The following is a 22,423-nucleotide window of genomic DNA, read 5'->3' on the forward strand; positions in this document are numbered from 1 at the left end:
ATAGTTTACTTGGTAAAGTTAAAGCTGTTTAGCTGGAACCAAAATCGTTGGGCCGCTGTTTTCCAGTTGGTTCGGATAGTCAAGCGTGTAGTGCAAACCTCGACTCTCTTTACGCTGCATCGCACAACGAACCATCAACTCTGCTACTTGTAAAAGGTTACGCAGTTCTAATAAGTTGTTCGACACTCGGAAATTGCTGTAGTACTCGTGTGTTTCTTGTTGCAACAGTTGGATACGGCGTAAGGCGCGCTCTAAACGCTTGTCAGTTCGCACAATGCCCATGTAGTCCCACATAAACAGACGAAGCTCGTGCCAGTTGTGCTGAATGATCACTTCTTCATCACTATTGGTTACTTTGCTTTCATCCCAACATGGCACCTGTGAAGGTAGCTCAACGTTAGTGTGATGTTTTAGAATATCTTTTGCCGCAGACCAAGCATAAACCACGCATTCGAGAAGTGAGTTTGATGCCATGCGGTTAGCACCATGCAGCCCGGTGTAGCTAACTTCACCAATCGCATACAAATTTTTCAGATCGGTGCAGCCATTTCTATCCACCATGACACCGCCACAAGTGTAGTGTGCAGCAGGTACGATTGGGATTGGCTCTTTAGTCATGTCAATGCCCAAGTCCATCAAACGTGAATAAATGGTTGGGAAGTGTTTCGTAATAAAGTCAGCAGGCTTATGGCTGATGTCGAGATACATACAGTCGGCACCTAAACGCTTCATTTCGAAGTCGATAGCACGAGCCACGACGTCACGCGGAGCAAGCTCTTTACGTTCATCGAAATCCGGCATAAAGCGAGAGCCATCTGGACGACGCAGGTAAGCACCTTCGCCACGCAACGCTTCAGTCAGCAAGAAGTTACGTGCTTCTGGGTGATATAAACACGTAGGGTGGAACTGGTTAAATTCCATATTCGCCACACGACACCCTGCACGCCAAGCAATCGCAATACCATCACCAGACGACACATCTGGGTTAGAGGTGTATTGATAAACCTTTGAAGCACCACCTGTAGCGAGAACCACAAATTTGGCTCGCACGGTTTCGACATGCTCTTCGTTGCGGTTCCAAATATAAGCACCGATAACTTTGTTTTTATCACCGCCAATTTTGTCTTCGGTGATTAAGTCCAGAGCATTGTGACGTTCGAGAACATGAATGTTTGGATGGTTATGAGCGTTATCTTGCAGGGAGGTTTGCATCGCCATACCTGTCGCATCTGCCGCGTGAAGAATACGACGACGGCTATGACCACCTTCACGAGTTAAGTGGTAGCGAGGTTCATCGTCAGAGTCATCTTCTTCACGATCAAATGGGACACCACCGTCAATCAACCACTGTACACACTCTTTTGAATGCTCAGCAATGAACCTTACGGTCTCCTCATCGCAAATACCATCCCCGGCGATTTGCGTGTCTTCAACGTGTGAATCAATGGTGTCTGACTCATCAAATACGGCAGCGATACCGCCTTGAGCATAGTAGGTTGCCCCTTCGCTGCGTGGTCCTTTACTCAGCACCATCACCTTACAGTGGTTAGCAACGCGCAAAGCCAACGACAAACCTGCCGCGCCACTCCCTACCACTAATACATCACACTCATGTTCACGATTTGTGTTCATATAACTTTTATAATCCCAAGCTAAGGTAACAAAGTTACCTTGTGTATTATTTGCACACCATGTGCATTCCATTATCGCGACATCTGTCGCTAAGGGCTAAGTTGGGAGACCTATCGACGTCCGTGTTACGGCGGTGACTGAGCCACTCTTCTTTTTCATGCAGAGCATGAGCATGCTTCCTAAGTTATAATTTGTAACGCGGTGTTCAGATAGCCATTAGCCATGCAAATGAAAAGTAATAGTTTGTCAATGCCATTGCTTTTCCATGCCCGACCCAGCACAATCTGGGACAGAGATCATTCATTATACCCATTTCCCTCCAAGATGCTCGCTTGTCAAACTTAGACTAAAGTCAGGCAGCGGTGGTCATTTGGGTACAGACATCACATTGTGAAAAACAATGACAAAAAACTTGAGAAACCATGGAACTTTCTCATTCACGTTAGGGTCACAATAGTGCTCAAGTAAGCAGTGGTGTCAATACTACGTTTTGCATAATTAGTACCCATATCTGAGAAGAGTAGGGGCATAACAAATAGGAGTATCCGCTCGAATGAACGAGCAGCTGACCGATCAAGTATTGATTGAGCGAGTTCAGAATGGCGATAAGCAAGCATTCAACCTGTTGGTAACAAAGTACCAGAATAAGGTATGTAATCTTATTTCCAGATACGTTAGTAATCCTGGCGATGTACCAGATGTAGCACAAGAAGCGTTTATTAAAGCTTACCGAGCTATCCCTAGCTTTCGTGGGGAAAGTGCGTTTTATACGTGGCTGTATCGCATTGCAGTGAATACTGCGAAAAATCACATTGTTGCTCAAGGGCGTAGACCTCCAGCGACAGATGTCGATGCTGAAGATGCTGAATTTTACGAAACAGGTAGTGCACTTAAAGAAATATCGAACCCTGAGAACTTAACGTTGTCCAAAGAATTGCAACGGGTGGTGTTCAGTGCAATCGAAGCTTTACCTGAAGATTTAAAAACCGCAATGACATTACGAGAGCTCGATGGCTTGAGTTATGAAGAAATTGCAGAAGTGATGGATTGCCCGGTAGGAACGGTACGATCGCGTATCTTCCGTGCTCGTGAGGCGGTGGAAAAGAAAATCAGACCTCTTTTGCAACGCTAGTACAAGTAATAACTATGGTGAAAATAATGGCTGACAAAGAAAAACTTTCAGCTCTCATGGATGGAGAATTGGTCGATAAGGCTTTAATTCAAGAGTTAGAGCAAGACCAAGAGAGCCGTGATGCTTGGCAGAACTATCACCTGATTGGTGATGTGATGCGAGGCGAAGCGCCAGCAAAACCTGAGTGGAATATTGCTGAAAGCGTGGCGTTAGCGTTAGAAGATGAACCTGCACACCGTGCGTTTGATTCGCACAGTGCAAATGTTATCTCAATTGCGGATACGCCAAAAGAGTCGCAACCAGAACCGCAAAAAGCAAAACGTCAGTTGCCAGGTTGGTTGACGCAGTTTGGTCAAGTTGCTGTTGCTGCATGTGTATCGCTTGTTGTTATTTTAGGTGTACAGCAGTACGGTGGTAGCGATTCAATGTCGCCGCAAACAGATCAATTACCTGTATTGCAGACGGTTCCGTTTGCTGGCAGCGCAGAACCAGTGAGTTTGACTCGTGAGTCTGTAGAACGTTCTGTAGGCGAGGCAAATATGCAAGAGCAGCGCAAGCGTGTTCATGCTATGCTGCGAGACTACGAATTGCAGTTACGAATTAACAGTGATGCATCTCAACAAGATGCAAATCTGAATCCGGATATTGAATGAAAAAATTTCTGATCAGCGCTTGCGCTCTGTTCAGTATGATGTCTTCTCAAGCCTTTGCTGGTGACAAGCCAGCGGAGGCTTTATTGCATCAAATGAGCGAGGCGAGTAAGAATTTAAGTTACGAACTCTCTTATATCCTTATCAAAAAGAACAGCATTGAGCCGTTGCTGTATCGTCATGCCACGCATGGTGACGATCAATATGCTCATCTTGTCTACTTAAGTGGCCCTGTGCGTGAAGTGATTCGTCGCGGAACTGAAGTAAGTTATATCGAAACGGGTTTAGAGCCGTTCACCATTGAGTCAGGTAAAATGGTCGCTCCGACTATGCCTATGCTCAACACCAATATCGATGAGCTAAACTTGTATTACGACTATGTAAAAGTGGGTAGAGCTCGTGAAGCTGGTGTGGCAACACAAGTGCTGCGTATTGTTCCTAAAGACGGTCTGCGCTATTCATACGTACTATGGATCGATGAAAAGAGTAAATTGCCGTTGCGTGCCGACCTTGTGGACCGCGATGGTGAAATGCTTGAACAATATCGCACTATTTCTTACACGGTAAACCCAAAAATCGCAGAGTTAATGAGTGGCCTGCAAGATGTTCAATTACCTGCTGTTCTCACCATGCCAAAAGGCGATATTGGGACCAGTAATTGGCAGGTTGGTTGGATCCCTGAGGGTTTCGAGCCGAACGAGCTCAACCGCTATCGTATGGCCGTTACTAACCAAATGGTGGAGAGCCAGCTGTATTCTGATGGTCTGTTTAGCTTCTCTGTTTACGTAGCAAACAAGGATGAGCATTCGTTAAAAGGGCAGTTGGTTCGCCAAGGCAGAAGAACGCTACACAGTTTTGTGAGCGGTCAACATGAAATCTCTGTTGTAGGAGACATTCCACCGACCACAGCACAGCGTATCGCCCAATCAGTCACATTTAATGTAACAAAGAGTAAATAACAATGATGACCGCGTTGGCTACCGTGACAGACGTGCATCGTCGCGGCAAGCAATACGAAATTGATTTAAGTTGCGAACAGCAGACCAGTTGCAGTAGTTGCTCTTCACAGAAAAGCTGTGGAACGGGCGTTGTTACTAAAGCCATTGGTAACAAGAGTTTATCTTGGCACCTGCGCACGGATAAATCGGTGAAAATAGGTCAAGTCGTCGAGATTGGTTTTCCTGAGTCGAGCCTAATAAAATCAGCAATGGCGGTTTATTTACTGCCATTGTTTGGTTTGATTATCGGTGCGATGTTTGGTCACTTCCTATTAGCGCCGCTGACAGCCGGCGGGGAAGGCATCATCATATTGGCATCGGTATTGTTTGCCGCTGGTGGAATGTGGATCGCAAAACGTGTTTCTCGTCCGTTAGAAGATGAATCCAAGCGCCAAGTTACCCTCGTTCGGGTACTTGGAGAGCCAATCCAGTAAGTGCTGTCCCCCTCCACTAAAGGTTATTTGGGTATGTACTTTAAATTACGTGCGCCCGTTAACGAAATTCGGTAGAATCTGCCAACTTGATTGAAATGCCGTCAGTAGATGGCGTTTCTTACTGTCCCTATTTGTAAAGAGTTAGTCACCCTAAATCTATGAAGCACATTCGTAACTTTTCGATTATCGCCCACATCGACCATGGTAAGTCGACCCTATCAGACCGTCTAATCCAAGTTTGTGGCGGGTTAACCGATCGTGAAATGGCCGCACAGGTTCTGGATTCTATGGATCTTGAACGTGAGCGTGGCATCACCATCAAATCTCAGAGTGTGACGCTAAACTACACCGCTAAAGACGGTGAGACGTATCAGCTGAACTTCATCGATACTCCGGGGCACGTTGACTTTGCATATGAAGTATCACGTTCTCTAGCGGCTTGTGAAGGTGCGCTATTGGTTGTGGATGCGGGTCAAGGTGTTGAGGCTCAAACACTGGCTAACTGTTACACCGCGATCGAAATGGATCTAGAGGTTGTGCCAATCTTAAACAAGATTGACCTACCTGCAGCTGATCCTGAGCGTGTAGCGGAAGAAATTGAAGAAATCGTTGGTATCGATGCAATGGAAGCAACTCGCTGTTCTGCGAAGACAGGCATCGGTGTTGACGACGTTCTAGAGAACATTGTGTCAGCGATTCCAGCACCGGAAGGTGATCCAGATGCGCCACTACAAGCGCTGATCATTGACTCATGGTTTGATAACTACCTTGGCGTTGTTTCTCTAGTGCGTATTAAAAACGGCGAACTGAAGAAGAACGATAAGATCAAAGTGATGAGTACGGGCCAAGTTTGGGGTGTGGACCGCCTTGGTATCTTTACGCCAAAACAAGTGGATACCGATACCCTTCGTACTGGTGAAGTAGGTTGGGTTGTTTGTGGTATCAAAGACATTCTTGGTGCCCCTGTTGGTGATACGCTGACTCTAGCGAAGAATGGTTGTGATAAACCGCTACCAGGCTTTAAGAAAGTTAAACCTCAGGTTTACGCAGGTCTGTTCCCAGTATCTTCTGACGATTACGAGAACTTCCGTGACGCACTAGGCAAACTAAGCCTTAACGACGCATCGCTATTCTACGAGCCAGAAAACTCTGCGGCACTTGGCTTTGGTTTCCGTTGTGGTTTCCTTGGCATGTTGCACATGGAAATCATCCAAGAGCGTCTAGAGCGTGAATACGACTTGGATCTTATCACCACAGCACCAACGGTAGTTTACGAAGTTGAGAAGACGGATGGCGATCTGCTGTATGTTGATAGCCCAGCAAAACTACCAGCGATCAATGACATTGAAGAAATTCGTGAACCGATTGCGCGTTGTAATATCCTTGTGCCTTCAGAGTACCTAGGTAACGTAATCACCCTGTGTGTTGAAAAGCGAGGCAGTCAAGTTGATATGGTTTACCACGGTAACCAAGTCGCTGTGACTTACGATATTCCAATGGCCGAAGTGGTACTGGATTTCTTCGACCGTCTGAAATCAACATCACGCGGTTACGCATCTTTGGATTACAACTTCCAGCGTTTTGAAGCTTCGAACATGGTACGTGTAGACGTTCTTCTTAACGGTGACACTGTTGATGCATTGGCGATGATCACACACAAAGATCAGTCTCAGACTCGCGGTCGTCAGTTGGTAGAGAAGATGAAAGAATTCATCCCTCGCCAAATGTTTGATATCGCAATCCAAGCGGCAATTGGTAACCACATTATCGCTCGTTCAACGGTAAAACAGTTGCGTAAGAACGTTATTGCGAAATGTTACGGCGGTGACGTAAGTCGTAAGAAGAAACTTCTGAAGAAACAGAAAGAAGGTAAGAAACGCATGAAGCAGATCGGTAACGTTGAGCTGCCTCAAGAAGCGTTCCTAGCCATCCTTCACGTAGGTAAAGACTAAAGTTGAACTTTGTCTCACACTTGTCGGTCTTAAGACGTTAGATATTAAAATAAGTGAAAGGGTTTCGGCTCTTTCACTTTCGTATTTTTAGATAAGGGAATTTAATGGCGAATACATTCTCACTGATGTTGGTTATTGCGACTTTGGTAACTGGCGTGGTTTGGCTATTGGAAAAGCTGGTTTTCGCGAAAAAGCGTCAGGAAAAACTGGCTGAGATTCAAGCTCAGACGTCTAATGGTTTGGATGCAGTGACCTTGCAAAAAGTTGAGCGTCAGCCTTGGTGGGTTGAAAATAGCGTCTCTATTTTTCCTGTGATCGCGTTCGTTTTAGTATTACGTTCTTTTATCTACGAACCATTTCAAATCCCATCAGGCTCAATGATGCCTACCTTGCTGGTTGGCGATTTCATTTTAGTTGAGAAGTACGCGTACGGTCTAAAAGACCCAGTATGGCGTACTCAGCTAGTGGAAACTGGTAAGCCTGAGCGTGGTGATATCGTGGTATTCAAATACCCACCACAACCAAGTGTGGACTACATTAAGCGTGTAGTTGGTTTACCTGGTGATATCGTGCGTTATTCAGGTGATAAGCAGCTTTGCGTGCAAAGCCAAGGCGAATCGGCGTGTAAGCCAGTTAAACTGAGCAACGTTGAAGAAAGTCAGTTTAGCTCGAACGGTATTCCAATGATCCAACTGGATGAGAAATTGGGTAACGTTGAGCACAATATTTTGGTTAACCCTCTTGTGCGTAACCGCGTGGAGCAATATTTCCCACGCAGCGGCACGACAGAGTGGGTTGTACCACAAGGTCAGTACTTTGTGATGGGTGATAACCGTGACAACAGTGCTGACAGCCGTTACTGGGGCTTCGTTCCTGAAGCAAACTTAGTCGGCAAAGCTGTCGCCATTTGGATCAGCTTCGAGTTTGATCGTGGCGCAGATAGCGTTCTACCTTCATGGATTCCAACTGGTGTGCGTTTTAACCGCATCGGTGGTATTCACTAACCATTTTATATCGAGAGAGTATGAATTCTCCAATTGATAAACTAGAGAGAAAGCTCGGCTACCAGTTTCAAGATGCCGGGCTTATCAACTTGGCGCTGACTCACCGCAGCGCCAACAGTAAGCATAATGAACGTCTTGAGTTTCTGGGCGATTCAATTTTAAGTTTTGTCATCGCTGATGATCTGTACCATCGTTTCCCGAAAGTGAACGAGGGTGACATGAGCCGTATGCGTGCTACTTTGGTTCGTGGACATACATTGGCGGAACTGGGTCGTGAATTCGATCTAGGAGATTATTTAAAATTAGGTCCAGGTGAATTGAAGAGTGGCGGTTTCCGCCGAGACTCTATTTTAGCCGATGCGGTTGAAGCCATTATTGGCGCAATTTACCTAGACAGCGATCTTGAAGTTGTGCGAGGCATTGTACTGAGTTGGTACAACTCACGCCTTGAAGCCATTAAACCTGGCGTCTCACAAAAAGATCCGAAAACTCGCCTACAAGAGTTCCTACAAGGCAGAAGAAAACCGCTGCCTGTGTACACAGTGACTAATATTAAAGGTGAAGCGCACAACCAAGAGTTTACGGTTGAGTGTGAAGTAGCAGGTGTGGATAAGCCTGTAATCGGTAAAGGCACCAGCCGCCGCAAGGCAGAACAAGCGGCTGCTGAAACAGCACTTGAGCAATTAACAAATGGCTGATAACGAATTCGATATCGATGCGTTTTTCGCATCACAAGGTGAGCCAAGCTCGCCAGAAAACCAACACTGTGGCTTTATTGCTATTGTTGGTCGTCCAAACGTAGGTAAGTCGACACTTTTGAACAAGATTTTGGGTCAGAAGATTTCGATCACCTCTCGTAAGCCGCAAACGACACGCCACCGTATTATGGGTGTGGATACGGACGGCGATTACCAAGCGATTTACGTCGACACGCCTGGACTTCACATTGAAGAAAAGCGTGCGATCAACCGTTTGATGAACCGTGCAGCTAACTCGTCATTGAGTGATGTAAACCTTGTGTTCTTCTTAGTCGATGGTACGCATTGGACTAAAGACGATGAGATGGTGCTGACCAAACTTCAAAAATCGAACTTCCCAGTTGTGCTTTGTGTAAACAAAGTCGACAACGTACAAGATCGTAACGACGTGATGCTACACATGGCGGAGATGTCGAAGAAGATGGACTTCGTGGATGTTGTGCCAATCTCTGCCAAGCAAGGTAAGAACATTGACGTACTGCGTAAGCACGTGCGTAATCACTTACCTAAAGCAACGCATCACTTCCCAGAAGAATACGTGACTGACCGTTCTCAGCGTTTTATGGCGTCTGAGATTGTGCGTGAAAAGCTGATGCGCTTTACTGGTGAAGAGCTGCCATACTCAGTAACGGTTGAGATTGAACGTTTTGATTACAACCCAGAAACCGACGGTTTCCACATCAATGCCTTGATTCTTGTTGAGCGTAATGGCCAGAAGAAAATGGTGATTGGCAAAGGCGGCGAGAAGATTAAGACCATTGGTCGCGAAGCGCGTTTAGATATGGAAGAATTGTTCGGTCGTAAGGTTTACCTAGAAACCTGGGTAAAAGTGAAATCTGGCTGGGCAGACGACGAACGAGCGTTGCGATCGTTGGGTTATATAGACGATTTATAATCTTGGCTGCGAAGGTGCTTCGCTCCAACATCGATGAAAAATCAGTATCGATTAAAATAAGGAGCCGCTCGGCTCCTTATTTTTTATTTCACACTTTTTAGGCACAATGACTTAGATGAGTAATCTGTCTTCCGAAGGTTTACAGCGCTGTTTTGTATTGCACCGACGCCCTTACAGTGAATCGAGCTTAATCCTTGATGTATTTAGTGAGGAATATGGCCGAATGACTTTAATGGCCAAAGGCGCGCGCAGTAAGCGTTCGAACTTAAAAGGCGCATTGCAACCTTTTACCCCGCTATTACTTAAATGGTCGGGGAAAGGCTCAATGAAAACTTTGCGTCAAGCCGAGCCGATAAGTCTAGGTTTGCCGTTAACGGGCATTAATCTCTACTCAGCCATGTACGTCAATGAACTGATTGGCCGTATTTTGATGGCTGAAGTGCCGATGCCAGCACTATTTCATGATTATTTGCATGCGTTAACCGAGTTGGCGCACAACGAGAACCCTGAGCCTGCACTGCGTCGTTTTGAGTTAGCCTTGCTGTCTGCTATGGGGTATGGCGTGGATTTTTTGCATTGTGCAGGTACCGGCGAGCCCGTCGACCCAGAAATGACCTATCGTTACCGGGAACAGAAAGGGTTTATTGCTTCGGTTAGGCGCGATAACCTCACGTTTTTAGGGAATGAACTGATTGCTATCAGTGAGCGGCGGTTCGTCACTAAAGAGCAGCTAAAAGCGGCAAAACGCTTTACACGTATAGCCTTAAAGCCGTATCTTGGCGGCAAACCTTTAAAAAGTCGTGAATTTTTCATTCAGACCCCCAGAGCACGGAGTAACGGAAAATGAGCTCAATTTATTTAGGCGTCAATATCGACCATATTGCCACTCTACGTAATGCACGTGGTACAAAATACCCAGATCCTGTTCACGCTGCTGAAATTGCAGAGCGTGCAGGCGCGGACGGTATCACTATCCACTTACGTGAAGACCGTCGCCATATTTTGGATCGTGATGTACGTATTCTGCGTGAAACCATTCAAACGCGTATGAATCTAGAGATGGCAGTGACGGACGAAATGGTTGAGATTGCGCTGCAAACTAAACCAGAGTTTGTGTGTCTAGTGCCTGAAAAGCGTGAAGAACTGACGACGGAAGGTGGCTTAGATGTAGTAGGACAGCTTGAAAAAATTAAAGCTGCGACGAAAAAGCTGACAGATGCCGGCATTAAAGTTTCGCTCTTTATTGATGCTGACCGTCAACAGATTGAAGCTGCGAAAAAGTGTGGTGCTCCGTTTATTGAGCTACATACTGGCCATTATGCAGATGCGACGACAGAAGACGAACAACAAGCTGAACTGAAGAAGATTGCTGCTGGTGCGAGTTATGCACATGACCTAGGTATTATTGTTAATGCCGGGCATGGCCTGACTTATCACAATGTCGCACCAATTGCTGCATTACCAGAAATTTACGAACTCAACATTGGTCACTCAATCATTGGTCGCGCAGTATTTGATGGTTTAAATAAAGCGGTTGCTGACATGAAAGCACTGATGATTGAGGCTCGCCAGTCATAGGGCTATCTAGATGGCGATTATAGGGTTAGGGACCGACATTGCAGAAATTGAGCGTATTGAAAAAGCGTTAGCTCGTAGTGGTGAACCTTTTGCTCAGCGGATTCTTTCAGAAGAAGAAATGGCCAAATTCTCACAGCTTAAGCTGCAAGGTCGTTATCTTGCTAAGCGCTTTGCAGTCAAAGAAGCGGCCTCAAAAGCATTGGGAACAGGGATAGCAAAAGGGGTCACGTTTCACGATTTTTCCATCTCGAACGATGCGCTTGGAAAACCAGTGCTCGCATTGACGGGCACAGCAAAGCAAATAGCGGATGCGATGGGCGTTAACCACATTCACCTGTCCATTTCCGATGAGCGTCATTACGCTGTGGCGACGGTCATTTTTGAATCCTAGCTTGTAAGTCTTAAACAAAATACTAAAAAGCCAGAGCAGATGCTCTGGCTTTCTTGTCTCTCGAGCAGATTACTGTTCAAGGTATAATTTTGCAGTCGTTGTGACTTTAATCATTTCATCTTGCAGCTCGAACATTTCAGGCTCAACCTCCTCAAGACTGACCCCTGAGCGCAGTGCTTGCTCAAGCGTCGCACAGAGTGATTTCAGCCTTGGAACGCCACAATATGAACTACTGCCGTGCAGTTTATGGATGACATGAATTAGGTCGTCACGAGAGATATCTTCTTGCTCCAGAGCTTGGTCAACGACTGCTTCTACTTCAGGGATGAACTCAATCAACATGCGCAGCATATCTTTGGCGAGATCCTCTTTATTCGCGCTCTGTTTCAAGGCTGCTTGCCAATCAATAATCACATCCTGCTGAGGCGAAGAAACGGATTGTGGTGCGCTTCCTTCAGGTTCATCAACGTATGAAGGGGCGACTTTGCCAATGCTCTCTGTACAAGCATTTGGGTTCCAGTGAACCAAAACCTGTTGTAGCACATGCTCTTCAATAGGTTTGGTCAAGTAGTCATCCATTCCTGCCGAGAGCAAGCGGTCTCGTTCCCCTGCCATGGCATGCGCCGTTACCGCAATCACTGGCGTGTCTTTATTTAGCTCCAACTCTTTAATGTACTTACAAGCGGTCACCCCATCCATTTGTGGCATTTGAATATCCATGAAGATTAAATCGTACTTTTTCTCTGTCGCCAGGTTCACCGCTTGCTGGCCATTGCTACAGGCGGTGACGGTTTCTACTCGTTCGCGGAGCAGTGCAGAGATCAGCTTCAAGTTTGCAGGGTTGTCATCCACTGCTAGTACAGTGAGAGGTAAACGGTCCCCTTCGCTTGGCGTAATTGGAGCGCTTAATACCGGTGGCGATTCTACATGTTCGCTAATCAGGCTTTGTAGCAACTTACGGCGAGACAATGGCTTCGTCAGGCACTGGACGTGATGCTCTGTCATTATTTGGTCCGCAAGCGCCAATTCGGTACTCGGTGTCCCTAGGAGAACACTCGGAGCCATACGTTTCGCTTGTTCTATCCAAGGTGTAATAACTTCCGCATCGTGAGTCTGGTTGGCCGCTAAATTCAACAATACATAATCATATTGTTCTTCGTTGTTTGGTAGCGAAGAGCGGTAGGTTACTAAAATACCCTCCTGACTTAGAATCTGTTGGGTTACGGATGCGGCTTGCATGTTTGGTTCAATCAGCAGTAACTGCTTCCCAGTCAGAAGTTCCACTTCAATCAGTTCGCTCATTGGCATCTCGGTTGAGTGCAAGCGCACCGTAAACCAGAAGGTTGAACCTTGGTGTAGACGGCTGGTTAAACTGATTTCGCCGCCCATCTGGCTCACCAGTTTCTGAGTGATGACCAGACCAAGGCCAGTACCGCCGTAACGACGTGAAATACTTGCATCTGCTTGGCTAAAGGCTTGGAACAACTGCGCTTGCTGACGCTCAGAGATACCAATGCCGGTATCACGCACCATGAATTGCAGTTCGACGGAGTCTCCTGATTGAGAGCGCATTTCTACGCTAACATCAATGTTGCCTCGCTCGGTAAACTTGATTGAGTTACCTACTAAGTTCGTCAAAATTTGCTGGATACGTAGTGGATCCCCAACTAAACCTGGTGGAATTTTAGGGTCCACTTTTAGGGTGATTTCTAACCCTTTCTCATGTGCACTTGTGGCTTGTAGGTTAATTACCTCTTCTAAACTTTCTCGGAAATCAAAAGGAATGTTTTCCAGCGCCAGCTTACCCGCTTCAAGTTTCGAGAAGTCGAGAATGTCATTGATGATATTCAGCAAGTTGTTCGCCGATTTCTCAATCGTCTGTAGGTAATCCGTTTGGCTGTTAGAAAGCTGCGTTTTAAGCATTTGACGAGTAAAGCCAATCACCCCATTGAGCGGAGTACGCAGCTCGTGCGACATGTTCGCCAAGAACTCTGACTTAACCCTGGCCGCTTCTTGCGCGCGTTTCTTCGCGATATCCAGCTCAACGTTCTGAATTTCTAGCTGCTCAAGCGTTTCACGTAAGTCGGACGTGGCTTGGTCTATACTGTGCTGCATCTCTACGTGATATTCTGATAACGATACCGCCATGGCGTTGATGCCATTTTTTAGCTGGTCTAACTCACCGTGCATTTTGCCTTCGATACGCACATCCAGATGACCACGGCGAATGCGGTCAACGACATTCTTCATGTGGGTGATAGGTTGGGTCACATCGTGCATTAGACGTGAAGCAAACACACTTGCTAAGCCAAGACCGAGAACCAGAACTAAAAACGCAGAGAAGACTTCTTGATACTGTTGCAGCCTCAAGGAGGAGAGATCTAACTCGACGGCGATGTAACCAATCGCTTTTGTGCCTTGGCTTTCGTTCGACAACTCCGCTAAGTAGTGACCTTCTGACAAAATGGGGACACGCAATATCAGTGAGTTTTCGTAGATTTCCGAATTACCCAGTTGCGGGATCGGTTTATCTTTGGGAAACATCAAGGCTTCAAAATTAGGATGAAAGTTAGAGGTTACAAAGAGCTCATGATGTTCATCAAATACCGCGATACTACGAACCAGTTTGGAGTTTTTGCGGTGCGCGTAGCTTATCAAGCGACGTACCGCCTCTCGGCTTTCTGATAGTAGATGAGTTTCACTGGCAATCGCCAGCGGCTCAATAATGCTGTTACCAGTGGTGATAACTTGTTTCTCAAGGTCTTGGTAGCGGTTAAATGAGAAAAAGCCGCTCAGTAATAAACCAATAATGAGAGTGGGAGCGAGAGTTAGTGTAATTACACGTGCTCGTAAGCCATATCTGGTCATGTTATCTAATTACATCGGAGTCTGGATATGGGAAAATAACGCATTATTTCTCAAGCGCACGATAAAGCCTTGAGCAAAGAAGTGACGTCACCGAATAAACGGTAAGCATAATCAAGTCACTCGAATCACACAACGGCTGCAATCAAGAATAGTGAAGCCGAAGAGCAATTACACATAAATCAGGCATAGAGCATGGCACGCATCTTTCAACCGAAAAAGAAAACCCAACTCAATACTCGGCACCAAGCAGTGCAAGTAGAGCGTTTAGATCACCACGGCGCAGGCATTGCTTACCTCAAAAAGAAGCCATTGTTTATTGATGGAGCACTGCCGGGTGAGGAGGTGGTCACTCAATTGGTGGAAGAAAAGAGCAAATACGCTCGCGGTAAGTTGATTAAAATCCTTAAGCCGAGTGAAGCTCGTGTGGAGCCATTTTGCCCACATTATCATGAGTGCGGTGGCTGTGATTTGCAGCATCTAGATTATGGCCAACAATTGACGTACAAACAGCAAACGTTGCGTCAGCTAATGCGAAAATTTTCAGGCAGTGACATTGAACTAGATGCCCCGTTATTGGGATATTCGCAGGCCTACCGTCGCCGTGCGAGAGTGAGCTTGTTTGTTGATAAAAAAACACGTCAGCTACATTTTGGTTTCCGTAAAAAGCAGAGTAAGCAAATTGCGCAAGTGACCGATTGCCCAGTGCTGGCACCGGAACTGAATGTTTTGCTGCCAGAGATTTACTCAGCGCTAAAAGCGTTCAAAAAGCCTGAACAATTGGGTCATGTAGAGCTGGTACTTGGTGATAATGGGCCGTGTATTACGCTGCGCCACTTGAGCGCTCTGACAACGAGTGAAACTCAATCTCTAACGGAGTTGGCAAAACGTCATGGCGCATCGTTGTACTTAATGCCATCGACAGAACAATTAGACCTTATCGAAGGCGATATGCCTTTTTATCAAGAAGTTGGAGTGAAAATCCCTTTTGCACCAAATAACTTTATTCAAGTAAACCAAGGTGTAAACCAACAAATGGTCAAACAAGCGGTTGAGTGGTTAGACCCACAAAAGAGTGACCGAGTGTTAGATTTGTTCTGTGGTTTAGGCAACTTTAGTTTACCAGTTGCGAAATTAGCTAAGTACGTGGTTGGAGTAGAGGGTGTTGCAGAGATGGTAGAAAAAGCCACAAACAATGCATCTTTGAACCAAATCAATAACGCGCAATTTTATCACGCTAACCTTGAGCAAGATTTTGAAGGCCAAGCCTGGGCCGCAGAGCGGTTTGATAAAGTATTATTAGACCCGGCACGCGCGGGAGCGAGTGGGATCATCGATCAAGTTTCTGAGCTTGGCGCACAGCGTGTAGTTTATGTTTCTTGTAATCCTGCTACCCTTGCTAGGGATAGTCAAAGCTTGATAGAGCAAGGCTATAAATTAACGAAATTAGGTATGCTGGATATGTTCCCTCATACCAGTCATCTAGAATCGATGGCATTGTTTGAAAAGTCCTAACTTTAGGACTTTGACCCCTTATTTGTGGTGGGTGGTCATAAAGCCAGCGTGTACGCGCGGTAAAAAGAACTAACCTGGACGGTGTTAGTCAAACCACACGAATATAATAATTAGGATGATGAGATGGTTGCGGTAAGAAGCGCGCATTTAAACCAAGATGAACAGTTTGAACTCGAAAACTGGGTGGCTAGCCTAGGACAAGAGAAAAACACAGCCTCACGCTTAATCGAAGTATATCGAGATTGCCAGACGGTATTAGCTGATAACGAGCAAGCGGAGCTGTTGTTGTGGCGTGGACGAGAAATGATCGAAATTTTGATCACCTTGTCTATGGATCAAGCCACTTTAGTGGCTGCTCAACTGTTTCCTTTGGTTTCAAGTGGTGCTTTTAACAGAGAAATTCTGGAAGAGAAATACAGCAAAGAAATCATAAAATTAATCGACGGCGTTGAAGAAATGGCTGCTATTGGCCAACTCAACGTCAACATGGAAGGCAGTGCAGCGTCATCTCAGGTAGATAACGTACGCCGTATGCTGCTTGCCATGGTGGATGACTTCCGCTGCGTAGTTATCAAGCTCGCGGAACGAATTTGTAACCTTATTGAAGTTAAAAAAGCGCCAGATGAAGTTCGACGTGCGGCGGCAAAAGAGTGTGCCAACATCTATGCGCCGCTAGCAAACCGATTAGGCATCGGTCAGCTGAAATGGGAAATTGAAGATTACGCTTTCCGCTACCAACAACCGGAAACTTACAAACAAATTGCCAAACAGCTTTCTGAGAGACGCATCGTTCGTGAACAGTACATCAAAGACTTTGTTGAAGACCTCACGCACGAAATGGAAGTGTCGGGCATCAATGCCGAAGTGAGTGGTCGACCTAAGCACATCTACAGCATTTGGCGAAAAATGCAGAAAAAGAGTTTGGCCTTTGATGAGCTGTTTGATGTGCGAGCAGTGCGTATCATCGCAGACAAACTGCAAGATTGTTACGCGGCTTTAGGCGTAGTTCACACCAAATACAAGCATCTACCGAGCGAGTTTGATGACTACGTTGCTAACCCTAAACCAAACGGTTATCAATCGATCCATACAGTAATTCTAGGGCCAGAAGGCAAAACCATCGAGATCCAGATTCGTACCAAGCAAATGCATGAAGAGTCGGAACTGGGGGTTGCAGCGCACTGGAAATATAAAGAAGGGGCAAGCAGCCGAAGCGGTTATGATGAGAAGATCACGTGGCTGCGTAAGCTACTGGATTGGCAAGAAGAAATGTCTGACTCTGGCGAAATGCTCGATGAGCTGCGTAGCCAAGTCTTTGATGACCGTGTTTATGCCTTTACACCACGTGGTGATGTTGTCGATTTGCCAATGGGGGCAACGCCGCTAGATTTTGCCTATCACATTCACTCCGAAGTGGGACACCGTTGTATCGGTGCCAAAGTCGGAGGTCGTATTGTGCCGTTCACGCATAAATTACATATGGGTGACCAAGTCGAGATTATCACTCAGAAAGAACCTAACCCATCACGTGACTGGTTAAACCCATCATTAGGCTTCGTTCATTCTGGTCGTGCGCGTGCCAAAATTAACGCTTGGTTCCGAAAACAAAGCCGTGAGAAGAACCTTGAAGCAGGTCGTGAAATCCTTGAGCATGAGTTAGCCAAAATTGGCGCAACGTTAAAAGATGCAGAGCATTACGCCCTCAAGCGGTTTAACGTCAAAACACCAGATGAATTGTATGTTGGGGTAGGTAGCGGTGATTTGCGCATCAACCAAATCATTAACCATATCAACGCGTTAGTTAACAAGCCAACGGCAGAGGAAGAAGACCAGCAAGCACTGGAAAAACTGCAAGAAGCAGAGCACAAATCACCAGCGCAAAGCCGACCGAAAAAAGACGCCGTCGTTGTAGAAGGTGTCGATAATCTAATGACGCACCTAGCGCGTTGCTGTCAGCCGATTCCAGGTGATGATATCTGTGGTTACATCACGCAAGGTCGCGGCATTTCAGTACACCGTAGTGACTGTGAACAGTTAGAAGAACTGCGCCATCATGCGCCAGAGCGTATCATTGATACTGTCTGGGGCAGCGGCTTCGTCGGGTCATACATCCTCACCGTCCGTGTTGAAGCGATGGAGCGAGGTGGTCTACTCAAAGACATTACGACACTGTTCGCCAACGAAAAGATCAAAGTGACCAGTATGAAGAACCGAGTCGATTACAGACGTCAACTTGCCATCATGGACTTTGACCTAGAAGTCACCAATATTGAGGTGCTTTCTCGTGTTTCGAAGCGTGTTGAGCAGATTAAGGATGTGATGACGGTGAAACGCCTCGGCTAAAATTCTCGTCATACTTGAAGCTGATAGCGTTGTTGCCTGCGCTCACTCCGGAGTGCCGGCCCAGGCTCATCACATAGGCGAGCTATGCTCAGGAGTCGCGAAAACTTGTTGCCTTGTCAAAGTAACAATTACTTAGTGAAAGCTGCTGAGAAAATATAATGTAGAAGGTGAGTGGTTTTGGCCGCTCACCTTTTTCTTTAGTAGAAAGGTTTAAAGGAACAAAAAATGAGTCATCCAATTGAACAATTAGAACAAATCATGGCGAAGTTGCGTGACCCAGAAAACGGTTGCCCTTGGGACTTAAAACAAACCTTTGACACCATCGTTCCGCATACAATAGAAGAAACCTACGAGGTGGTGGACGCGATTCAAAATCGAGATTGGCCCAATCTAAAAGAAGAGCTAGGGGATTTGTTGTTTCAGGTGATTTTTTACAGTCAGCTAGCGAAAGAGCAAGAGCTGTTCGACTTTTCGGATGTCGTCGAAACCGTGAACGAAAAACTGACTCGTCGCCACCCGCATGTTTTTTCAGATGTTGAGTTTGAATCTGACGAGGAAATTAACGCGAACTGGGAAGCGGAAAAAGCAAAAGAAAAAGCCCTAGTAGGCAAAGCGGAAGAAAGTATCCTAGACTCAATACCAAACTCTTTACCGGCTCTTTCTCGTGCTACAAAAATTCAGAAAAAATGTGCAAAATTTGGGTTTGATTGGGATTCACTTGGCCCGGTTGTCGATAAAGTACGAGAAGAAATTGACGAAGTCATGGAAGAGGCACTGCAAGTTCAGCCCGATGAAGAGAAAGTTGAGTTGGAGCTCGGTGATTTGCTATTTGCGACTGTCAATTTGGCTCGCCACCTTGATAAAAACCCAGAAGTCGCGCTAGGAAAAGCAAACGTAAAGTTTGCGCGACGTTTTAAACAAGTTGAAGGCAAGGTCCAGCAGTCAGGCAAAGTACTTACAGATTGTTCTTTATCAGAACTTGACCATTTTTGGGATGAAGTAAAACAAGAAGAATCGAGGCAGAGGTAAACTGGCAGAATACATAATATAAGGTCCGCTTGTTTGGTTACACGAAAACGGACTTTGGTTTGTCTTTGCTCACTTTGATTTGAAGCAAAAAATAAAAAATTACGGTGTGATAGATTTCACGTTGTGGCGGTAAGGAGCTTCTGGTATATTTATCTCCCGTCCAGAAGCACTCCATTTCCCTCATTCAACCAATTTCAGGTTAAACATGACGACAAATTACATTTTTGTTACTGGCGGGGTTGTATCCTCTCTAGGTAAAGGTATTGCAGCAGCATCTCTTGCGGCTATTCTAGAAGCTCGTGGTCTTAAAGTGACTATGATGAAGCTTGACCCTTACATCAACGTTGACCCGGGCACAATGAGCCCTACTCAGCACGGTGAAGTGTTCGTTACAGAAGATGGCGCAGAGACTGACCTTGACCTTGGTCACTACGAGCGTTTCATCCGTACCAAGATGACCAAGCGTAACAACTTCACTGCAGGTCGTGTTTATGCCGACGTACTTCGTAAAGAACGTCGTGGTGACTACCTAGGCGCAACTATTCAAGTTATCCCTCATATCACTAACGCAATCAAAGATCGCGTTATTGCAGGTTCTGAAGGCCATGATGTGGCTATCGTTGAAGTTGGCGGTACTGTTGGTGATATCGAATCACTACCATTTATGGAAGCGATTCGTCAGCTAGCTGTTGAGCTAGGCCGTGAGCGCGCAATGTTCATGCACCTAACACTTGTTCCTTACCTAGCGGCAGCGGGCGAAGTGAAAACTAAGCCGACGCAACACTCTGTAAAAGAACTTCTATCTATCGGTATTCAGCCAGACATCCTAGTTTGCCGTAGCGATCGCGTTATTCCTGCGAATGAGCGTAAAAAAATCGCACTGTTCTGTAATGTTCCAGAAAAAGCAGTAATTTCAATGAAGGATGTAGACTCTATCTACAAGATCCCTCAGTTGATTAAATCTCAAGGGCTAGATGACCTTGTGTGTGCTCGCTTTGGTATTACTGCTCCTGAAGCAGACCTTTCTGAATGGGAACAGGTTATCTACGAAGAAGCAAATCCTACTGGTGAAGTAACCATCGGTATGGTTGGTAAATACATTGAATTACCAGATGCATACAAATCTGTGAACGAAGCGCTTAAACACGCTGGCTTGAAAAACCGCCTAAGCGTCACAATTAAGTATGTAGACTCACAAGATATCGAAACAAAAGGCGTTGAACTTCTAGAAGGTTTGGACGCAATCCTAGTACCAGGTGGCTTCGGCGATCGTGGTATTGAAGGCAAGATCCGTGCGGCTCAATATGCACGTGAAAATAACGTGCCTTACCTAGGTATTTGTTTGGGTATGCAAGTTGCACTAATCGAATACGCGCGTAACGTTGCGGGTATGGAAGGTGCACATTCAACAGAATTTAACAAAGAGACGAAGTACCCTGTGGTAGGTTTGATCACAGAGTGGGTAGACGAATCAGGTAGCGTAGAAGAGCGTACTGAAAAGTCTGACTTAGGCGGTACGATGCGTCTTGGTTCACAGCTATGTCACCTAGAGAAAGGGACTAAAGCTCGTGAACTGTACGGTAGCGCGACGATCCATGAACGTCACCGTCACCGTTACGAAGTGAATAACGTGCTTCGTCCGCAAATCGAAAAAGCAGGCCTAAAAGTATCAGGTCTATCTGCGGACAAGAAGTTAGTGGAAATGATTGAGAACCCAGCTCACCCATGGTTTGTAGCGGCTCAGTTCCACCCAGAATTCACCTCGACTCCTCGCGATGGACATCCATTGTTTGCAGGTTTTGTTAAGGCTGCGGGCCAAAACGCACGCGGCGAATTCGAGAAGTAAAAGGATACGGGCGGCGGCGAAGGTTGTGCTGCTGCCCTTTAAGATTGACATTTATATTTGAAACGAGAGGAAACATTAATGTCTAAGATCGTTAAAGTTCTAGGTCGTGAAATCATCGACTCACGTGGTAACCCAACTGTAGAAGCTGAAGTACACCTAGAAGGCGGTTTCGTAGGTATGGCGGCAGCTCCATCTGGCGCATCTACTGGTTCTCGCGAAGCTCTTGAGCTACGTGACGGTGACAAAGCACGTTTCCTAGGTAAAGGTGTTCTTAAAGCAGTTGAAGCTGTAAACGGCCCAATCGCTGAAGCTCTAGTTGGCAAAGACGCTAAAGACCAAGCTGCAATCGACGCAGTAATGATCGAACTAGACGGCACTGAAAACAAATCTAAATTCGGTGCTAACGCTATCCTAGCTGTTTCTCTAGCAAACGCTAAAGCTGCTGCTGCTGCGAAAGGCATGCCTCTATACGAGCACATCGCTGAGCTAAACGGCACTGCAGGTCAGTTCTCTATGCCTCTACCAATGATGAACATCATCAACGGTGGTGAGCACGCAGACAACAACGTTGACATCCAAGAGTTCATGATCCAACCTGTTGGCGCTAAGACTCTTAAAGAAGGTCTACGTATCGGTGCAGAAGTATTCCACAACCTAGCTAAAGTTCTTAAGTCTAAAGGCTACAGCACTGCAGTTGGTGATGAAGGTGGTTTCGCTCCTAACCTTAAATCTAACGCTGAAGCTCTAGAAGTTATCGCAGAAGCTGTTGCAGCTGCTGGTTACGAACTAGGTAAAGACGTTACTCTAGCTATGGACTGTGCTGCATCTGAGTTCTTCGACAAAGAAGCTGGCATCTACAACATGAAAGGCGAAGGTAAAACTTTCACTTCTGAAGAGTTCAACCACTACCTAGCTGAGCTAGCTAACCAATTCCCAATCGTTTCTATCGAAGACGGTCTAGACGAGTCTGATTGGGATGGCTTCAAGCACCAAACTGAACTACTAGGTGACAAGCTTCAACTAGTAGGTGACGATCTATTCGTTACTAACACTAAGATCCTTGCTGAAGGTATCGAGAAAGGCGTAGCTAACTCTATCCTTATCAAGTTCAACCAAATCGGTTCTCTAACTGAGACTCTAGCTGCAATCAAGATGGCTAAAGACGCAGGTTACACAGCAGTAATCTCTCACCGTTCTGGCGAAACTGAAGATGCAACTATCGCTGACCTAGCGGTAGGTACAGCAGCAGGTCAAATCAAAACTGGTTCTATGAGCCGTTCTGACCGTGTTGCTAAGTACAACCAGCTAATCCGTATCGAGGAAGCACTAGGTGAGCGCGCTCCTTTCAACGGTCTTAAAGAAGTTAAAGGTCAAGCTTAATTCTTCACTAAATTAGCAGCT

General features: G+C 46.0%; 18 protein-coding genes. 16 read left to right on the plus strand and 2 right to left on the minus strand.

Translation table 11 applies throughout. From position 1 onward, the window contains the following. Positions 1 to 18: 18 nt before the first annotated feature. On the minus strand, positions 19 to 1,632 hold the full coding sequence (nadB, locus tag R7P80_RS25490) for an L-aspartate oxidase (protein WP_005380947.1): 1,614 nt from the start codon (positions 1,630 to 1,632) through the stop codon (positions 19 to 21). Positions 1,633 to 2,185: 553 nt separating this feature from the next. Here nadB and rpoE point away from each other — a divergent pair. The 11 genes from rpoE (at position 2,186) to acpS (ending at position 11,424) form a co-directional block, all read left to right on the plus strand. Continuing rightward, the gene (gene rpoE, locus R7P80_RS25495; RefSeq protein WP_005380946.1) at positions 2,186 to 2,764 is read left to right on the plus strand and encodes an RNA polymerase sigma factor RpoE; all 579 of its coding nucleotides are present in this window, start codon (positions 2,186 to 2,188) and stop codon (positions 2,762 to 2,764) included. A 26-nt stretch (positions 2,765 to 2,790) separates the two neighbouring features. Further along, on the plus strand, positions 2,791 to 3,417 hold the full coding sequence (locus R7P80_RS25500) for a sigma-E factor negative regulatory protein (RefSeq protein ID WP_005380944.1): 627 nt from the start codon (positions 2,791 to 2,793) through the stop codon (positions 3,415 to 3,417). Next, the gene (gene rseB / locus R7P80_RS25505; protein ID WP_005380941.1) at positions 3,414 to 4,373 is read left to right on the plus strand and encodes a sigma-E factor regulatory protein RseB; all 960 of its coding nucleotides are present in this window, start codon (positions 3,414 to 3,416) and stop codon (positions 4,371 to 4,373) included. The genes R7P80_RS25500 and rseB overlap by 4 nt, the downstream gene beginning before the upstream one ends. A gap of 2 nt (positions 4,374 to 4,375) precedes the next feature. After that, a complete protein-coding gene (locus tag R7P80_RS25510) occupies positions 4,376 to 4,846 on the plus strand; it encodes a SoxR reducing system RseC family protein (RefSeq protein ID WP_005384575.1) in 471 nt (156 codons plus the stop codon). Between the two features lie 158 nt (positions 4,847 to 5,004). Continuing rightward, a complete protein-coding gene (gene lepA, locus R7P80_RS25515) occupies positions 5,005 to 6,798 on the plus strand; it encodes a translation elongation factor 4 (protein WP_005380934.1) in 1,794 nt (597 codons plus the stop codon). Positions 6,799 to 6,902: 104 nt separating this feature from the next. After that, positions 6,903 to 7,802 carry a signal peptidase I gene (lepB, locus tag R7P80_RS25520; protein WP_138939848.1) on the plus strand — a complete coding sequence of 300 codons (900 nt, stop codon included), beginning with the start codon at positions 6,903 to 6,905 and terminating at the stop codon, positions 7,800 to 7,802. A 20-nt stretch (positions 7,803 to 7,822) separates the two neighbouring features. Next, the gene (gene rnc / locus R7P80_RS25525) at positions 7,823 to 8,500 is read left to right on the plus strand and encodes a ribonuclease III (RefSeq protein WP_005393907.1); all 678 of its coding nucleotides are present in this window, start codon (positions 7,823 to 7,825) and stop codon (positions 8,498 to 8,500) included. Beyond that, the gene (gene era, locus R7P80_RS25530; RefSeq protein ID WP_005380931.1) at positions 8,493 to 9,455 is read left to right on the plus strand and encodes a GTPase Era; all 963 of its coding nucleotides are present in this window, start codon (positions 8,493 to 8,495) and stop codon (positions 9,453 to 9,455) included. Before rnc ends, era begins: the two co-directional genes overlap by 8 nt. Positions 9,456 to 9,570: 115 nt before the next feature. After that, positions 9,571 to 10,302 carry a DNA repair protein RecO gene (recO, locus tag R7P80_RS25535; RefSeq protein WP_005384578.1) on the plus strand — a complete coding sequence of 244 codons (732 nt, stop codon included), beginning with the start codon at positions 9,571 to 9,573 and terminating at the stop codon, positions 10,300 to 10,302. Continuing rightward, positions 10,299 to 11,033 carry a pyridoxine 5'-phosphate synthase gene (pdxJ, locus tag R7P80_RS25540; RefSeq protein ID WP_005384579.1) on the plus strand — a complete coding sequence of 245 codons (735 nt, stop codon included), beginning with the start codon at positions 10,299 to 10,301 and terminating at the stop codon, positions 11,031 to 11,033. Before recO ends, pdxJ begins: the two co-directional genes overlap by 4 nt. 10 nt (positions 11,034 to 11,043) lie before the next feature. After that, complete coding sequence (acpS, locus tag R7P80_RS25545; protein WP_012841407.1) at positions 11,044 to 11,424, plus strand: holo-ACP synthase; 381 nt, start codon at positions 11,044 to 11,046, stop codon at positions 11,422 to 11,424. A gap of 69 nt (positions 11,425 to 11,493) precedes the next feature. On the opposite strand, the gene barA is transcribed toward acpS, so the two are convergent. Continuing rightward, a complete protein-coding gene (barA, locus tag R7P80_RS25550; protein ID WP_213961250.1) occupies positions 11,494 to 14,292 on the minus strand; it encodes a two-component sensor histidine kinase BarA in 2,799 nt (932 codons plus the stop codon). Positions 14,293 to 14,484: 192 nt separating this feature from the next. Here barA and rlmD point away from each other — a divergent pair, with 192 nt between their 5' ends. The 5 genes from rlmD to eno all read left to right on the plus strand — a co-directional run bounded on the left by rlmD (position 14,485) and on the right by eno (position 22,402). After that, complete coding sequence (gene rlmD / locus R7P80_RS25555) at positions 14,485 to 15,804, plus strand: 23S rRNA (uracil(1939)-C(5))-methyltransferase RlmD (protein ID WP_136976895.1); 1,320 nt, start codon at positions 14,485 to 14,487, stop codon at positions 15,802 to 15,804. 123 nt (positions 15,805 to 15,927) lie between these two features. Continuing rightward, entirely contained in the window at positions 15,928 to 18,147 is a 2,220-nt protein-coding gene (gene relA / locus R7P80_RS25560) for a GTP diphosphokinase (protein WP_005393896.1), read from the plus strand. 225 nt (positions 18,148 to 18,372) lie between these two features. Next, positions 18,373 to 19,176 carry a nucleoside triphosphate pyrophosphohydrolase gene (gene mazG, locus R7P80_RS25565; RefSeq protein WP_005383780.1) on the plus strand — a complete coding sequence of 268 codons (804 nt, stop codon included), beginning with the start codon at positions 18,373 to 18,375 and terminating at the stop codon, positions 19,174 to 19,176. 205 nt (positions 19,177 to 19,381) lie between these two features. Next, positions 19,382 to 21,022, plus strand: coding sequence for a CTP synthase (locus tag R7P80_RS25570; protein ID WP_021034029.1), 1,641 nt, complete (start codon positions 19,382 to 19,384; stop codon positions 21,020 to 21,022). A gap of 78 nt (positions 21,023 to 21,100) precedes the next feature. Next, positions 21,101 to 22,402: a phosphopyruvate hydratase gene (gene eno / locus R7P80_RS25575; RefSeq protein ID WP_005383785.1), complete on the plus strand. Its 1,302-nt coding sequence runs from the start codon at positions 21,101 to 21,103 to the stop codon at positions 22,400 to 22,402. The last annotated feature ends 21 nt before the right edge of the window (positions 22,403 to 22,423 follow it).

The organism is Vibrio sp. 2092 (genome assembly GCF_033339635.1).
GTDB lineage: Bacteria > Pseudomonadota > Gammaproteobacteria > Enterobacterales > Vibrionaceae > Vibrio > Vibrio alginolyticus.

Coding starts and splice junctions, on each gene's coding strand:
- nadB (WP_005380947.1), bottom strand. CDS start 1,632: ATGAACACAAATCGTGAACATGAGTGTGATGTATTAGTGGTAGGGAGT.
- rpoE (WP_005380946.1), top strand. CDS start 2,186: ATGAACGAGCAGCTGACCGATCAAGTATTGATTGAGCGAGTTCAGAAT.
- R7P80_RS25500 (WP_005380944.1), top strand. CDS start 2,791: ATGGCTGACAAAGAAAAACTTTCAGCTCTCATGGATGGAGAATTGGTC.
- rseB (WP_005380941.1), top strand. CDS start 3,414: ATGAAAAAATTTCTGATCAGCGCTTGCGCTCTGTTCAGTATGATGTCT.
- R7P80_RS25510 (WP_005384575.1), top strand. CDS start 4,376: ATGATGACCGCGTTGGCTACCGTGACAGACGTGCATCGTCGCGGCAAG.
- lepA (WP_005380934.1), top strand. CDS start 5,005: ATGAAGCACATTCGTAACTTTTCGATTATCGCCCACATCGACCATGGT.
- lepB (WP_138939848.1), top strand. CDS start 6,903: ATGGCGAATACATTCTCACTGATGTTGGTTATTGCGACTTTGGTAACT.
- rnc (WP_005393907.1), top strand. CDS start 7,823: ATGAATTCTCCAATTGATAAACTAGAGAGAAAGCTCGGCTACCAGTTT.
- era (WP_005380931.1), top strand. CDS start 8,493: ATGGCTGATAACGAATTCGATATCGATGCGTTTTTCGCATCACAAGGT.
- recO (WP_005384578.1), top strand. CDS start 9,571: ATGAGTAATCTGTCTTCCGAAGGTTTACAGCGCTGTTTTGTATTGCAC.
- pdxJ (WP_005384579.1), top strand. CDS start 10,299: ATGAGCTCAATTTATTTAGGCGTCAATATCGACCATATTGCCACTCTA.
- acpS (WP_012841407.1), top strand. CDS start 11,044: ATGGCGATTATAGGGTTAGGGACCGACATTGCAGAAATTGAGCGTATT.
- barA (WP_213961250.1), bottom strand. CDS start 14,292: ATGACCAGATATGGCTTACGAGCACGTGTAATTACACTAACTCTCGCT.
- rlmD (WP_136976895.1), top strand. CDS start 14,485: ATGGCACGCATCTTTCAACCGAAAAAGAAAACCCAACTCAATACTCGG.
- relA (WP_005393896.1), top strand. CDS start 15,928: ATGGTTGCGGTAAGAAGCGCGCATTTAAACCAAGATGAACAGTTTGAA.
- mazG (WP_005383780.1), top strand. CDS start 18,373: ATGAGTCATCCAATTGAACAATTAGAACAAATCATGGCGAAGTTGCGT.
- R7P80_RS25570 (WP_021034029.1), top strand. CDS start 19,382: ATGACGACAAATTACATTTTTGTTACTGGCGGGGTTGTATCCTCTCTA.
- eno (WP_005383785.1), top strand. CDS start 21,101: ATGTCTAAGATCGTTAAAGTTCTAGGTCGTGAAATCATCGACTCACGT.